General features: G+C 63.6%; 15 protein-coding genes. 13 read left to right on the top strand and 2 right to left on the bottom strand.

Translation table 11 applies throughout. From position 1 onward, the window contains the following. Nucleotides 1-349 precede the first annotated feature (349 nt). Complete coding sequence (locus BLR31_RS19355) at nucleotides 350-706, top strand: helix-turn-helix transcriptional regulator (RefSeq protein WP_090599445.1); 357 nt, start codon at nucleotides 350-352, stop codon at nucleotides 704-706. Between the two features lie 50 nt (nucleotides 707-756). On the opposite strand, the gene nhaR is transcribed toward BLR31_RS19355, so the two are convergent. Then, the gene (gene nhaR / locus BLR31_RS19350) at nucleotides 757-1674 is read right to left on the bottom strand and encodes a transcriptional activator NhaR (protein WP_090599522.1); all 918 of its coding nucleotides are present in this window, start codon (nucleotides 1672-1674) and stop codon (nucleotides 757-759) included. 115 nt (nucleotides 1675-1789) lie between these two features. On the opposite strand from nhaR, the gene BLR31_RS19345 reads away from it, so the two are divergent. From BLR31_RS19345 to BLR31_RS19305, 9 genes are all read left to right on the top strand, one after another. Next, nucleotides 1790-2140, top strand: coding sequence for an HPF/RaiA family ribosome-associated protein (locus tag BLR31_RS19345; protein ID WP_176762777.1), 351 nt, complete (start codon nucleotides 1790-1792; stop codon nucleotides 2138-2140). Between the two features lie 223 nt (nucleotides 2141-2363). Then, complete coding sequence (locus tag BLR31_RS19340; protein WP_157291786.1) at nucleotides 2364-3122, top strand: tellurite resistance TerB family protein; 759 nt, start codon at nucleotides 2364-2366, stop codon at nucleotides 3120-3122. Between the two features lie 334 nt (nucleotides 3123-3456). Next, nucleotides 3457-4725, top strand: coding sequence for a pyruvate kinase (locus BLR31_RS19335; RefSeq protein ID WP_244505152.1), 1269 nt, complete (start codon nucleotides 3457-3459; stop codon nucleotides 4723-4725). A 65-nt stretch (nucleotides 4726-4790) separates the two neighbouring features. Next, nucleotides 4791-5771 (top strand): dihydroorotase, encoded by a 981-nt coding sequence (pyrC, locus tag BLR31_RS19330; protein WP_244505151.1) that lies wholly within the window; start codon nucleotides 4791-4793, stop codon nucleotides 5769-5771. 37 nt (nucleotides 5772-5808) lie between these two features. Continuing rightward, entirely contained in the window at nucleotides 5809-7530 is a 1722-nt protein-coding gene (gene ilvD, locus BLR31_RS19325; RefSeq protein WP_090599431.1) for a dihydroxy-acid dehydratase, read from the top strand. Nucleotides 7531-7683: 153 nt separating this feature from the next. Then, nucleotides 7684-8616: a sulfate adenylyltransferase subunit CysD gene (gene cysD, locus BLR31_RS19320; protein WP_090599427.1), complete on the top strand. Its 933-nt coding sequence runs from the start codon at nucleotides 7684-7686 to the stop codon at nucleotides 8614-8616. Further along, nucleotides 8616-10541, top strand: a complete 1926-nt coding sequence (gene cysC, locus BLR31_RS19315; protein WP_244505150.1) for an adenylyl-sulfate kinase — start codon at nucleotides 8616-8618, stop codon at nucleotides 10539-10541. The genes cysD and cysC overlap by 1 nt, the downstream gene beginning before the upstream one ends. 66 nt (nucleotides 10542-10607) lie before the next feature. Beyond that, nucleotides 10608-11525 carry a DUF6671 family protein gene (locus BLR31_RS19310; protein WP_244505149.1) on the top strand — a complete coding sequence of 306 codons (918 nt, stop codon included), beginning with the start codon at nucleotides 10608-10610 and terminating at the stop codon, nucleotides 11523-11525. Nucleotides 11526-11778: 253 nt separating this feature from the next. After that, nucleotides 11779-13047, top strand: a complete 1269-nt coding sequence (locus BLR31_RS19305) for an MgtC/SapB family protein (RefSeq protein WP_176762776.1) — start codon at nucleotides 11779-11781, stop codon at nucleotides 13045-13047. A 102-nt stretch (nucleotides 13048-13149) separates the two neighbouring features. Here the strand turns inward: BLR31_RS19305 and BLR31_RS19300 are convergent, their stop codons facing one another. Next, a complete protein-coding gene (locus BLR31_RS19300) occupies nucleotides 13150-13389 on the bottom strand; it encodes a hypothetical protein (RefSeq protein ID WP_090599424.1) in 240 nt (79 codons plus the stop codon). 185 nt (nucleotides 13390-13574) lie between these two features. Between BLR31_RS19300 and BLR31_RS19295 the strand changes: the two genes are divergently transcribed. The 3 genes from BLR31_RS19295 (at nucleotide 13575) to BLR31_RS19285 (ending at nucleotide 15092) form a co-directional block, all read left to right on the top strand. Continuing rightward, the gene (locus BLR31_RS19295; protein WP_090599421.1) at nucleotides 13575-13796 is read left to right on the top strand and encodes a VirB3 family type IV secretion system protein; all 222 of its coding nucleotides are present in this window, start codon (nucleotides 13575-13577) and stop codon (nucleotides 13794-13796) included. Between the two features lie 162 nt (nucleotides 13797-13958). Further along, entirely contained in the window at nucleotides 13959-14435 is a 477-nt protein-coding gene (locus BLR31_RS19290) for a TerB family tellurite resistance protein (protein WP_090599417.1), read from the top strand. A 117-nt stretch (nucleotides 14436-14552) separates the two neighbouring features. Further along, complete coding sequence (locus BLR31_RS19285) at nucleotides 14553-15092, top strand: TerC family protein (RefSeq protein WP_244505147.1); 540 nt, start codon at nucleotides 14553-14555, stop codon at nucleotides 15090-15092. Nucleotides 15093-15117: the final 25 nt, after the last annotated feature.

Below are 15117 nucleotides of genomic sequence, written 5' to 3'. Positions count from 1 at the left end.
ATCTATCCATATTCCGACCAATCTCCGGTCCTGTTGTGCACGCACTGTCGGGAGCCGCGCGCGCTGAAATGCCAGAAACTCCCCAGCCTCCCGGCAAGTGCGGGGAACATCGTCTCTGGACCGCACTAGGAGTAAAAGGCAGTTGGCTAATTGTGACACTGGCAGCACCCCTTCATTAGCCCCAGCCGGGCGAGCTCGTACGCGTCCTGCGCCCCCAAGTTGCCGCATCCCCGCCTGAACGCGGGGTGCCAGCACACAATCAGCCCGCATCCGCTATGGATGCGAACGCTGTATCACGATATAAGAGACGCGACACTCATTTCGTATTTCCATATAGGAGGTCTCGTTCATGCTGGCAACAGCAAGGTCCCAATCTGACGCATCACCATCCGCCAGCTGGACGTTTCTGACCAACCACGCCCACGTGCTGCTATGCTTGGTCGAGAACCCAGAGGCGAGAATGCGCGAGGTTGCCGTTCGGGTCGGGATCACGGAGCGCGCCGTGCAGCGCATCGTCGCCGAACTGGAGGAGGCAGGCTATCTCAGCCGCATGCGTGAAGGGCGCGCCAATCGCTACATCGTCCATGAGGACTTGTTCCTCAGGCATCCTGTCGAAAGTCATTGCACGATCGCCGAACTAATTGAGATGGTGATTGGAACGCGAAGGCGCGCCGAACCCTCCCGCAAAGGCGTTCGCCGCGCCTGACGGCATCTATCTTTGTCTTCGTGGTTGACGATAGCAGCGAGCGGACCCGCTTAAGACTTGGCTGGCGCTTTGTCGTCGACGAACAGGTCCGTCTTCGCTGCTTCGCTGATCGCCACGACGGCAGGATGAGTCAATTTGCGCTCAACCGAGATGGCATAATACCTCGCTGCGACGCTGTCGGCACGGCCAATGATCTCGGCTGCGTACTGTTCGCGGATTTCGTCGGCCAATATTGCCGGTGCAGGGAAAATGCCTGCGCCCGCCTTGCCGAAGGCCTTCATCAGCGCGGTGTCGTCGAATTCGCCGACAATGCGCGGCTCGATCTGATGTTCGCTGAACCACCGCGTGAGCGCCCCCCGTATTGTTGCGCCGTCGCTTGGGATCAGCATGGGTGCGCCGTCCAGAGATCGCGGAAAGCCCTCCTGGTAGCGTTCGGCAAGTCCGGGCACGGCATAGAAGGCGACAGGTGTGCGCCCGAGAGAGTGGCTGTAGCCTTTCACCCCCAGTTCGGAGGGTAGCGGCCGGTCGGCGATCACGAGATCCACCTTGTGAATGGCGAGTTCCGCGAACAGCCGGTCCAGCTTGTCTTCCCGGCAGATCAACCGCACACGCCCCGCACTGGTCAGTGCCGGAGCCAGCAGGTGATAGGCCATCGACTTGGGAACGACATCGGCCACCCCCACCCGGAACAGCATGTCGCTGCGGCCGGGGCGGTTGCGCACCGTTTCTTCCAGTTCTCTGCCGATCTGGAAGATCTCGTCGGCGTAGGAAAGGGTCAACTGCCCCGCCGCAGTCAATTCCAGCCGCCTCCCGGCGCGGCGGAACAGCTCGGTTCCGAGCGCTTCCTCCAGCGTGCCGATCTGGGCGCTGATGGTCTGCGGCGCCAGATGCAGCTGCTCGGCGGCGCGCGCAATGCTGCCGGCCTTCGCGACCCGCCAGAAATAGTGCAGCTGCTTGTAATTCAACACGGCCGGCCAATCCAATCAGCAGTTTTTTTCGACTGAAACACACCGGATTATCTGCTTTTTCTGATGATCGATCAAGCCTAATACTGCGCGAACTCGGCTGGTGGATGGAGGAATGATGAGAATCGCGATTCAAGTGCGTAACGCGGACCTCACAGAGGAGCTGCGTGAGCATGTGGAATATCGGCTGGCATTCGCACTGTCGCAATTTCCAGAGCACATTCGCGGCGTTGCGGTAGTCTTGTCCGATATCAACGGACCGAAGGGCGGCATAGACAAGCGCTGCAGTCTGCGCGTTCGGCTGAACGGGCGGTCAGATATCGTCATCGAGGAGACAGAGGCGGACTTTCATGTCGCGGTGAATCGCGCCGCGGATCGGGCCAAGCGATCTCTGGGGCGCCGCCTGCGGCGACCTTACCCGTTGCGGAGTTGCCATCACGCGCGAGGAAGTACGCCGCAAGCTCTGTGAGTTCCGTCGTCAGGCGATCGTGCAGACCCGCGAGACCGACTGAATGACCCGGAAGAGACGACTGGCGAAGGCAAATCGCTCGGCACGTATAGATGACGCGCCATCGCGTGCGAACTGCACGTGCCGTAGCACTGAATCGCCGCTGCGCTGCTGCCGCGGCGCAGCGCTGTGAATGCATGTCTGCAAAAGGCACGAGCCGACCGGTCCATCACAGGAGAACAGAATGATCGACGTGAACAAGCTGCTGAACACCGTGCTGGCGGGTGACCCGGCATCACGGCAAGGCAACGCGGAAGTCGGACTGCCGGTCGACCGCAGTAGACGCGCGGGCCTCGGCGATTACCTCTCCAGCAATGTGGGCGCACTCGGAACTGGCGCGCTCGCGGGTGGTTTGGCGGGCACGCTCCTGACCTCCAAGCACGCGCGGAAGCTCGGCGGCAGCGTTTTGCAGATCGGGGCTGTCGCCCTGCTCGGAGGGCTCGCCTATAAGGCCTACAGCAACTATCGCGACGGCAAGCCGCTCGTTCCGCAAACCATCCGCGATGCGCTTGGCGGCCTCTCGCCGCAGCAGGCCGGTGCGGCACAACCGGCTTCGGGCGGTCTGTTGTCGCCACCAAGTGCTCTGCCGGCAGACAGCAGCGCCACCCTCCTGTTGCGTGCGATGATCGCGTCGGCCATGGCCGATGGTCGCCTTGACGAGACCGAGCGTTCCCGTTTGATCGAGCGCGTCGAAGCGAGCGCTCTCCCGGGCGAGGAGCGGCATTTTCTCGAGTCTCTGATCGCCCATCCGGATACGCCGGAGCAACTCGCCGCCGCTGCGAATTCTCCTGAGGAGGCCGCGCAGGTGTACCTGGCAGCCTTCATCGCAATTGATGCCGATACTCCCGCCGAAGCGGCTTGGCTCGACGATTTGGCCAACAAGCTCGGCCTCGATCCGCTTTTGCGCAGGAACATCGAGGCCGCCGGCCGCGGTACCGCGTGATCTTGTAGGACGCGCGATCGGAGAGCCAATGACGCTGAATGCGATCCAACGTTCGAGCTTGAAACGTCCTGCTGCGGGCCGCACCCGTGAGGCAGACCGGAAGGTGTCTGCGAAGCGCCTCCTGTCCAGGATCGTTCGCATCCGAGCTGCCGTCATTCGGGAGAGCCAAGCCATTGTGGAGGACTGGACCCCCAACGTGGCTCGGCCGAGTTTTCTGCCTGGAGCCATCAATCTCGCGCAGTATCTAGCGTTTCGTCGCCATGATTTAAGCGGTCTACAACATCAGCTCTCGGCGCTTGGACTGACTTCGCTCGGGCGGAGTGAGGGCCGCGTCATGGCGACCCTTGACGCCGTCTGCGCGAGGCTGACCGAAATCGCCGGCGAGCCCGCCGTGTCCCATCCCGTCCCCTTAGCCTTCCGGAACGGAAAGCGGATTTTGAGGCGAGAGCAGGCCAGGATTTTCGGGAGCGATCCGCACGGGCCCGGCACGCGGATCATGGTCACGTTGCCGACCAGAGCCAGTGAAGATCGCGCCCTGGTGGCTGACATCATTCGGGCCGGCGCCGATTGCCTGCGCATCAACTGCGCGCATGGGGGACCCGAGACCTGGGCGGCCATGATCGAGAACAGCCGCGCCGCGGCGGCTGAGCAAGGCAGGACCTGTCCAATCCTCATGGATATCGCCGGCCCGAAATGCCGGATCGCCGAAGTCTGCGCGCCGAAGAAGACGCGGCTCCACCGCGGCGACCTTCTCATGTTGGCCGGTCGAATGCCCGCTCAGCTAAAGGCTGGCGATATCGTCATCCGTGTGACGTTCCCTGCCGTACTTGATCAGCTTGAAGTCGGAGCACGGGTCTTCATCGACGATGGCCGCATTGGAGCGCGTGTCGAAAGGATTGAGCCTGACGGCGCGATGCTTCGCGTGGAGCAGGCGCGCGGCAAAGGGGAGAAGCTCAGACGCAAAAAGGGACTGAACTTCCCGGATACGGCGCTCGATCTTCCGCCTCTGACCGAGAAGGATATCCACGATCTCGATTTCGTTGCTGAGAATGCCGACCTCGTCGGGTTCTCGTTCGTTCAGCGTCCGTCGGACATCACGCTTATTCAGAGGGAATTGGCAGCACGACGCGGCGGACGTCCCGTGCAGCCTCTCGTGATCAAGATCGAAACCGCGCTCGCCGTCAGGAACCTTCCCGAGCTGATCGTGCATGGCGCCGGGCAACAGCCACTGGCGGTCATGATCGCGCGAGGCGATCTCGCGGTCGAAAGTGGCTTCGAGAACATCGGCGAAGTCCAAGAGCATATTCTCTGGCTTTGCGAGGCGGCCCATGTGCCGGTCATCTGGGCGACCCAGGTGTTGGCCGGGATGGTCGAACAAGGAGCGCCCAGCCGAGCGGAAGTAACCGATGCGGCCATGGCGCAGCGCGCCGAATGCGTGATGCTCAACAAAGGACCTTTCATCGTCGAGGCAGTACGTTTTCTCGACAATGTGCTCCGCCGCATGGATCGCCATCAGTCGAAGAAGTCGGCCCGCCTCATGCCGCTGGAGCTCTGGATAGAACCGCAAGATGCGCGTCAGGCGCGCGAAGCGGAGCGAAGGTGACCCCGGTGAACGAGATGACCCTCCTTCGGCCTGACGACTGGCACGTGCACCTTCGGGATGGGGCCATGCTGCAGATGGCGCTGCCATGGACGGCGAGCACCTTCGGCCGCGCCATTATCATGCCCAATCTCGATCCGCCGATCACGACGGCTGCCCAAGCTGCGGCGTATCGCGATCGGATCCGGCGCGTCTTGCCCGACGGCTCCAGGTTCGTGCCGCTGATGACCTGCTTCCTCACCGATGAGACCGATCCAGTGGAGGTAGCTCGAGGCTTCGCCGAGGGAGTTATCACCGCGGTCAAGATGTATCCGGCGCGCAGCACGACCAATTCCGCCGCCGGTGTCACGAATGTCCGCCGGGTCTATCCGGTGTTGGAGCGGATGCAGGCCATCGGCATGCCGCTTCTGGTCCATGGCGAGGTGGCCGACGGCGAGGTCGACGTCTTCGACAGGGAGAAGGCGTTCATAGACCGGGTGCTTGTCCGGCTGCGGTCCGATTTCCCGGCGCTGCGGATCGTCCTGGAGCACATCACGACCGCCGAAGCCGTGGACTATGTGCAGGACGCCGAGGGGCCCATCGGAGCCACCATTACTGTTCATCATTTGATGATCAATCGCAACGCGATGTTCGCGGGCGGTATCCGGCCGCATATGTTCTGTTTGCCCGTGGCCAAGCGGGAGGGCCATCGCCTCGCATTAAGGAACGCCGCGACCTCCGGCAACCCCCGCTTCTTCCTCGGCACGGATTCGGCGCCGCACCTGGTCCGGGACAAGGAATCGGCCTGCGGCTGCGCCGGCATCTTTACGGCGCCGGTTGCGCTCGAATTGTACGCCCAGGTCTTTGATGAGGAAGGGGCGCTCGATCGGCTCGAAGCCTTCGCGTCGCTCAACGGCGCACGTTTTTACGGCCTGCCGCCCAATACCGAGACCGTCACGCTCGTGCAGTCAGCTTGGAAGCCGCCCGAAACCCAGCCGGTTGGAAGGGAGCAGGTGCGGGTGTTCTGCCCGGAAGGCGTGGTCCGTTGGCGCATTGCGCCGACGGATTGAAAGCAACGGATCCCTATTCACAAACCGAGGCCGACCCATGACACATAGCTTCGACAAATCCAGGCTGCCGAGTCGCCACACGACCGTTGGTCCCGAGCGCGCGCCGCATCGTTCGTTCCTCTACGCCATGGGGCTGACCGAAAAGGAGATTGCCCAGCCCTTTGTCGGCGTCGCCACCTGCTGGAACGAGGCGGCGCCGTGCAACATCGCGCTCAGCCGCCAGGCGCAGGCGGTCAAGCTGGGCGTCAAGGCGGCCGGCGGCACGCCGCGCGAGTTCACCACCATCACCGTGACCGACGGCATCGCCATGGGTCACCAGGGCATGAAGTCGTCGCTGGTGAGCCGGGAAGTGATCGCCGATTCGATCGAGCTCACCATGCGCGGCCATTGCTACGACGCGCTGGTTGGCCTTGCCGGCTGTGACAAGTCGCTGCCCGGCATGATGATGGCGATGGTCCGCCTCAACGTCCCGAGCGTGTTCCTTTACGGCGGAACAATCCTGCCCGGGCGCTTCCGCGGCAAGGACGTCACCGTGCAGGACGTCTACGAAGCGGTGGGCGGCTATCAGGCTGGCCAGATTTCCGCCGACGAGCTGCACGCGCTCGAATGTGTCGCTTGCCCTTCCGCAGGCTCCTGCGGCGGCCAGTTCACTGCCAATACCATGGCCTGCGTCTCCGAGGCGCTTGGGCTCGCACTGCCCGGCTCGGCCGGTACCCCGGCGCCCTACGAGAGCCGCGACGCCTTCGCGGAAGCGTCCGGCAAGGCCGTGATGAACCTGCTGGCGCGCGATCTCAGGCCGCGCGACATCGTCACCCGCAAGGCACTGGAGAACGCCGCTACCGTGGTGGCGGCTTCTGGCGGCTCGACCAATGCGGCGCTGCACTTGCCGGCGATCGCGCACGAGGCGGGCATCGACTTCGACCTGCATGCGGTCGCCGAGATCTTCAAGCGCACGCCCTACATCGCCGATCTCAAACCCGGTGGGCGCTACCTTGCCAAGGATCTGTTCGAGATCGGCGGCGTGTCGGTGCTGCTGAAGGCGCTGCTCGACGGCGGCTATCTGCACGGCGACTGCATCACGGTGACAGGCAAGATGATCGCCGAGAACCTGGCCGACGTGGCCTTCCCGACCGACCAGGACATCGTTCGCCCGATCTCCGACCCGATCACCACCACCGGCGGCGTGGCCGGTCTGCGCGGCACGCTCGCCCCCGAGGGCGCGATCGTCAAGGTGGCTGGTATGACGAACCTCCAATTCCGCGGGCCGGCCCGGTGCTTCGACTCCGAGGAAGCGGCCTTCGACGCCGTCCAGAAGCGTAAATACCAGCCGGGGGAGGTCATCGTCATTCGCTATGAAGGGCCAAAAGGCGGGCCCGGCATGCGCGAGATGCTGGCGACCACGGCAGCCGTTTACGGCCAGGGCATGGGCGACAAGGTGGCGCTCGTCACCGATGGGCGCTTCTCCGGCGCCACGCGCGGCTTCTGCATTGGGCATGTCGATCCGGAAGCGGCCGTTGGCGGCCCGATCGCATTGCTGAAGGACGGTGACATCATCGCCATCGATGCCGAGGCGGGTACGCTTGACGTGGAGCTCTCGGCCGAAGAGCTGGAGGTTCGGCGCAAGGCGTGGCGACCGCATCGTCACGACTTCCAGTCAGGCGCGCTTTGGAAATTTGCGCAGACCGTGGGGCCCGCCTCGAAAGGCGCGGTCACCCACCCTGGGTCCGCCGCGGAGACGCACTGCTATGCCGACATTTGAAAGCCGGGCGAAGCTGAATGCCCCACGGCCATTCGCGGCTGCACGCACCGTGTCGTGGCGACCTGGCCGCGCGCCGCCTCTGCAAGTGACACTTGGAAGCTCAAGAAGCCGCCATCTTCTCGGCGGCCGCACAAGTCGAGAGACCATGCTGATATGACAGTCATCGAAGCTCCCAGCCGAGTTGATGAACGATTCTCGCACATACGCCGGCTCGAGGCCGAGTCCGTCGCGATTATCCGCGAGGTTGCCGCCTGTTTTCAGCGGCCCGTGCTGCTCTACTCGATCGGCAAGGACAGCTCGGTCCTGCTGCATCTGGCGCAAAAGGCATTCGCACCGGCACCGCCGCCGTTCCCGGTGCTGCATGTCGATACCGGATGGAAGTTCCGGGAAATGATCGCCCACCGCGACAGCACAGCCGCGCGCCTTGGGTTCGAACTCCTGGTTCACACGAACGAGGAAGCCGCGCGCGCTGGCATCACGCCGTTCACCGCCTCTTCGGCGGTCTACAACCATGCGATGAAGACCGAGGGACTGAAGCAAGCAATGGCGCGCTGGGGTTTCGATGCCGCGATCGGCGGCGCACGCCGCGACGAGGAGAAGTCGCGCGCCAAGGAGCGCATCTTCTCACACCGCAACCCAGCGCAGCGCTGGGAGCCAAAGACGCAGCGGCCGGAGTTCTGGCATGCTTGGAACACGCGCCTCGCCCCCGGCGAGTCGATGCGCGTGTTTCCGCTGTCAAATTGGACCGAGCGCGACGTCTGGGACTACATCTGGATCGAAGGCATCTCCCTCGTTCCCCTTTACTTCGCGAAACCTCGGCCCGTCGTTCGGCGCCAAGACACCTGGATCATGGTGGACGACGACCGCATGCCGCTCGAGGCGGGAGAGTCCCCCGAAAAGAGGTCGGTCCGATTCCGCTCGATCGGCTGCTACCCATACACCGGCGCAACCGAAAGCACCGCCGCCACGCTCGTCGACATCCTGCTCGAGATGCGCTCAACCCGTGCGAGCGAACGCCAGGGACGATTGATCGACCACGACCAGCCCGGCTCCATGGAGCGCAAGAAGCAGGAAGGATATTTCTGATGCGCGACACGCCCCATCAGATGCCGGAAGAGGAAAGCCCGGACGCCATCATCGCCCGCGTCATCGCCGCCGAGCAAGCCAAGTCGCAGCTTCGCCTGTTGACGTGCGGCAGCGTCGATGACGGCAAATCCACGCTGCTCGGACGAATCCTCTACGATGCCGACTGCGTCTACGAGGACCAGCTTGCGCGCCTGTTCAATGAGAGCAGAGGCCGCGTGCCGGAGGGCGACCTCGACTTCGCGCTGCTGCTCGACGGGCTCATGTCCGAGCGCGAGCAGGGCATCACCATCGACGTCGCCTGGCGCTTCTTCGAAACCGACAAGCGCAAGTTTGTCGTCGCCGACTGTCCGGGCCACGAGCAATACACGCGCAACATGGCCACCGGCGCATCGCAGGCGGATGCCGCCTTGCTGCTGATCGACGCGCGCAAGGGCGTCCTCACCCAGACGCGGCGTCATGCTCATATCCTCGCCTTGATGGGCATCCGCCACGTCGCCGTGGCGGTGAACAAGATGGACCTGGTGGGCTTCGAACCTGCTGCGTTCGAGCGTCATGCGGCCGAGATTGCCGCCCTCGCCGAAGCGCTCGGCTTCGCCGAAGCGGTTGCCATCCCGGTCTCGGCGCTCAAGGGCGACAATGTGCTGACCTGCTCGGCCGCAATGCCCTGGTTCGACGGCCCTACGATCATTGAATGGCTGGAGTCGGTCGACGTCGCCGCCGCCGTCGTGAGGGGACCGTTCCGCATGCCGGTGCAATGGGTCAGTCGCGCCGGTCAGGATTTTCGCGGCTACTGCGGACGGATCGTCGGCGGCCGGGTGCGGCCGGGAGACGAGTTGATGGTGACCCGCTCCGGCGCGCGTGCCGTCGTCGCTCGGATCATGCCGGAATATGATTTGGGCCAGGCCGTCGCCGGGCAGTCGGTCACGCTGGTGCTCGACCGCGACGTAGACGTAAGCCGTGGCGACGTGCTGGCTGCGGCCGATAGGCCGCCCGTCATCGCGGATCAGTTTCAGGCGCATCTGCTGTCGTTGGGCGAGATACCCATGATCCCCGGCCGCCAGTACCTGATGCGGCTCGGCACCGATGAGATCCCGGTGACCGTCACAGCACTGAAGCATCGGATCGACATCGACACGCGTGCGCACCTGGCTGCCCGCCAGCTCGCAATGAACGAACTCGCGATGGTCAATCTTGCGGCCGATCGCCCCGTGGCCTTCGACCCTTATGCCGAAAACCGCGACATGGGCGGCTTCGTGCTGATCGATCGTATCACCCATGCCACGCTTGGCGCCGGGATGATCGACTTCGCGCTGCGGCGTGCCGGCAATATCCCCTGGCAAGACTTCGATACTGCTCCCGATGCGCGTGCCGCAGCGCAGGGGCAGCGTCCGGCGATCCTGTGGTTCACCGGCCTGTCGGGGGCTGGCAAGTCGACGATTGCGAACATCGTCGACCGCAAGCTGATGGCCGCCGGCTTCCATCCATTTGTGCTGGACGGCGACAATGTCCGCCACGGGCTCAATCGCGATCTGGGCTTCACCGAGGCGGATCGGGTCGAGAACATCCGCCGCATGGCCGAGGTCGCAAAGCTGATGGCCGATGCCGGGCTGATCGTGCTGGTCTGCGTGATCTCGCCCTATGCCCGCGACCGCGCGCTCGCGCGTGAGATCGCCGGCTCCCATCCATTTCACGAGATCTTCGTCGACGCGCCGCTGCCGTTGGTGGAAGCCTGCGATCCCAAGGGACTCTATGCGAAGGCCAGGGCGGGAAAAATCACACATGTCCCCGGCATCGATGTGCCCTACGAGGCGCCGGAGGCGCCGGAATTGCGGCTCACCTCCCACGACGCGCCAGCCGAGGCGCTGGCCGATCGGGTTCTCCATCTCTTGCAACTCGGCCGGACCCTCAAAGTAACCGATAACTAGGGAGCCTTCGCCCAATGTACAGCACCGCGGACAGCCATTTCCGAATCGACGCGGGGTCGCGCCTCCATGCCGATCCCTGATCCCCGCGACACCCTCTCTCACGCGCTTCCCGATCAGGCCGGCGGCGACCAATTTCATCTGGCGGGCGCAAGGGCCGTGATCGCCACGATGCACGGCAAGGAGCGTGTGATCGCCCCGTTGCTCACCGAGGCGCTTGGCCTCGATTGCGTTGTGCCGGGGGCCTTCGATACCGACCGCTTCGGGACCTTCACCCGCGAGATCGAGCGGACCGGCACGCAGCTCGACGCCGCGCGTGCCAAGATCGCCGCGGCGTTCGAGCATGAACCGCACACCCGTGTGGCTATCGCAAGCGAGGGCAGCTTCGGGCCACACCCATGGATTCCGTTCGCCCCGCTCGGCCGCGAGCTCGTGCTGCTTGTCGACCGGCAGACTGGGCTTGAGATTACGGGCCACGATGCAACCATCGACACTCACTTCGCCCACCGTGTCGTCGACGGCCCCGCTGCGGCCTTCGCGTTCGCCGAACGGATGCAATTTCCCGAGCATGGCTTGATTGTGATGGGTTGCCGCGGCGACCAACCGGCACCGGACATTGCGCTATGGAAAGGAATTGTTGCTGCTGACGCTCTCGATCGTGCCGTCCGCGAAGCCGTAGCGCGCTGTGGCGCGGCCTTCATCGAGACCGATATGCGCGCCCATTTCAACCCGACCAGAATGCAGGCCATCGAGCGCGCCACCGTCGATCTCGTTCGCCGGTTTCGCAGCCGCTGCCCGGCTTGCGCCTATCCCGGCTTCGACGTCACCGAGCGCGTGCCTGGGCTACCTTGCGAATGGTGCGGCGAGCCGACCCAGGTGATTAAGGCGGAGGTCTTGAGCTGTGCGGCGTGCGGCCATCGCGTCGCACGGTCGGTTGCAGAACGTCCCACGGCCGATCCTGGACTGTGCAACCAGTGCAATCCTTGATCTCAGGATACCGTTCTGGCGACCCATCTTGCCGCGGTGCCAACGTCAGTGGCTCCCATGAACGCCTCGTGCGTGTCCCTCAACAGGGCCACTATCGGCCGCGCGAGGTAAGTACTCTCGTTCCATGGACAGAGGTCAGTTGCCAAACGGCATGGCCAAGGATTCAAAGTGGGCCTTATTGCTGTAGTAGCCTGACCCGCCTACCGTGGGCCAACTCGTTTTTGCGGGTGCGGTAACATATGGCGGGATATCCTTGGAAACCTCTCAGGCTTTATTGCTGCTCGAGGCCCTCGGCATCGGCCTTCTGATCGGGATCGAGCGCGAGCGGAATGCAGGCGAGCCCGGAGGCCCCGCCCCAGCAGGCGTGCGCACCTTCGCGCTCGCCTCGCTGACCGGCGCGCTGAGTCAGATTGCCGGGGGCTGGCCGATGCTCTCCGTCGCCCTCGCCGTCATCGGCGGCCTGCGCATGGTGACGCATCTGTCACAGCCAGATCGGCAGGCGGGCCTGACCACCAGCCTTGCGCTGCTGATCGTGGTCGTGCTGGGTGCGCTGTCGATCGACCACACCTTCCTCGCGGCGGCCTCAGGCGTTCTGGTCGCGGCGCTCTTGGCCGCGCGCACCGTGCTGCGCGAGTTCAGCCGCTCGGCACTCAACGATTTCGAGATCCGCGACGGGCTGATCCTGGGCGTCTCAGCGCTCTTGATCCTCCCGATCCTGCCGAACGAAGGCTTCGGTCCGGGCGGGGCGATCAACCCGCAGAACCTGTTCGTCATCATCATCCTTGTGATGGCGATCGGCGCGGTCAGCCACATCTGCACACGGGTCTTCGGTGACCGGCTGGGCCTACCATTGAGCGGTTTTCTGTCCGGGTTCGTTTCAAGCACCGCGACCGTCGTCGCCATGGCGAGGAAAGTGCAGGATCGACCGGTCGAAACCTACCCGGCCGCCGCCGGTGCGACATTCTCCTCGGTCTCCTCGCTCGTGCAGACAGGGATCGTGCTGCTGTTCCTGAGCCCCTTGATGTTTTCGCTTGCAGCCCCGGTCCTGCTGGTCCCGATGGTGGTTACGCTGCTCTTCGGGGTGACGCTTGCGCGTTTCGGATTGCGCGACGGGGGCGAGGGCCAGGGGCTCGAACTTCCCAGCCGTATCTTCAGCGTCCGGGAAGCCATCAACTTTGCCCTGATTGTGGCCACGGTGATCGTCGTTTCCGCCTTGTTGAACGACCGTTTCGGGAGCGAGGCCGTCCTCTTGTCAGCCGCGCTCGCGGGGCTCGTCAGCACCGGGTCCGCCGCGGTTGCGCTGGCCTCGCTGGTTGTGGCCGGGCAGTTGCCGGCGTCCGAGGCGGTCGTGCCGCTGGCAGCAGCGATCAGCGTGAATGCCGGTGTGCGGATCGTCCTGGCCCTGCGTGGAAGGGCGACGCCGTTCGGCTGGACGGTCGCCGGCGGCCTGCTGCTGACCGCCGCCGCTGTCTGGGCGGGGTGGTGGTTTGCAGCTGCCATCAGCAGCATGATCATGGCCTGAGCGTCGTGCCGCGTCGCGAACGTCAGAGGCTTCGATGAACGCCTCGTGCGTGTCCTTCAGGCCGTTGCCCAAACGGCATCCGCCAAGTTTCGAGGCGGACTCTTACTGCTGCGGTGCGGGTTGCGGTGAGCCGCCGAACCAGCTGGTGGCATAGCCAATCACGATCAACTCGGCTAAGGCAACCAGACCTAACCAGAGGTTCCTCCCGAGATATTCATCATTTCCTCCTCCCTGCCCGTCGAGAATTTGGATAAGTCCAGACGACGTTTCAACGCAGTGGAATGCCTCGGTTGCACAGTGGCCCAAGCGCGAAACTCTGGAGAAGTCGATCAATGAATCCATGACATCGAGTCACGGATGCGACGTGGAATCGAAAGGAAAGCGCGCGGGTCAATGTTCAAGCTCGCGAACGACTCTTAGCCGGGCCGCAGCGGGCTCAGGGCAGGGCCTCGATCAGCGCCATTTCCGTGTCAGTGCTCCTGCTGGGAGCGGTCGCCGGTTTGGTATTGCTCGCCGGAGGCGGGTAACTGCTGGTCGCATCCGCCATCAACCTTGCCGTGGGCCTCGACATTTCGGAAGCCGCTATCGGGCTCACAATCGTCGCTGTCAGGACCTCGCTGCCCGAACTCGCCACCAGCCTGCTCGCGGCGCGTCGGAGGGAGTCCGGCAAGCGCCAGGTCTATGTACGCCACATCGGCTACCGGCCGAGCTACCGCCCGACCTCCACACGCGGCGAAAAATTCTCGTAACCGCTCTTGAAAGGTGCTTTTGCGTCTTTATCTCTTCAGCCGTGATCCGGGCCCCTCTGGTGCGTAACCCGCACGATGTCGGTTCACCTCAGGGGCCGGCTTTTCTCGCTTCACTGGTAGTGGAGCAGGTCCCTTGTCAAACACGGCAAGAGGAGTTCCGCCATGACAAAATTCCACTCGAACGACGACGACATCTTTGCTCGCCGCCCGCTCGCCGAGCTGCGTGCCCGGCTTGATCGGCATACGCTTGCGGCCGAGGCCGATGTAGCGGGCCAGGAAGCCTTTATGGAAGCTGCCATTGCAGCGGCCATGATTATCGCCCATGCCGACGGCGAGGCGGACGATGCCGAGCGGCGCAGGATCGTGTCCCTATTTCGGACAAATCCGATGCTGCAGGGCTTTTCGACCGACGATGTTGCCCGCGAGATAGAAGCCCACACCCATGCCTTCGCTGCGGACCGGGATTCGGCTCTCGGCAGGGCGCGCGCCTACATCGTTACGGCAGACCTCACGAATCCGCAGTTTAGATCGCTGATCCAGATCTGCATGTCGGTACTGGAAGCTGACGGCATCCGTCACTCCTTCGAGGAAGAGGCGCTCGCAGAAGTCGCCTCGATGCGACCGTGGGGCTACCGGTAATCGACCGGCGGGAGTGATATAGATGGACTTCCTTTTCCTCGACTTCATGGGCAAGCCGGTCTGGACCTGACTTGCTTTCGTCGCGGGCGTCGGGCTGCTGCTCGCTTCGACCTGGGCGTGCTGCACCGCAAGAGTCATGCGATCGGCGTCGGGGAGTCCCTCGGCCTTTCGGCGTTCTACATTACCATTGGCCTTGGCTTCGGTGGCATTTTCTGGCTATGGCTCGGCTCGCAGGCCGGTATGGAATATCTGACCGGCTTCGTTGTCGAAAAGAGCCTCGCGATGGACAATATTTTCGTCATCGCCATGATCTTTTCCTACTTCGCCATCCCCCCCGCCTATCAGCATCGCGTTCTGGTGTACGGCATTCTCGGTGTCGTGATCCTGCGCGCCATCATGATCGCCGCCGGCTCGGCAATCATCACCGAATTCTCGTGGGTCCTCTACCTCTTCGCGGCCTTCCTCGTTGTGACCGGCATCAAGATGCTGTTCACGGACGACAAGAAGCACGACATGCCAAAAAGTGCTGCGGTGCAATTCATGAGCAAGCACCTGAACATGATCAAAGGAGCTGCACGGAGAGAAATTCTTTGTGCGCCAACCCGATGTCGCGGGAAAGGTTCGATGAGCGGCCCTTTTTTCAATTCATATTCTTGATACAAGTGTTGCAAACTATGTCTTG

It is taken from the genome of Pelagibacterium luteolum (genome assembly GCF_900100665.1).
GTDB classification, from domain to species: domain Bacteria; phylum Pseudomonadota; class Alphaproteobacteria; order Rhizobiales; family Devosiaceae; genus Pelagibacterium; species Pelagibacterium luteolum.
Note: the sequence above shows the minus strand (reverse complement) of the source record. Positions and strands in the feature narration are given on the sequence as shown.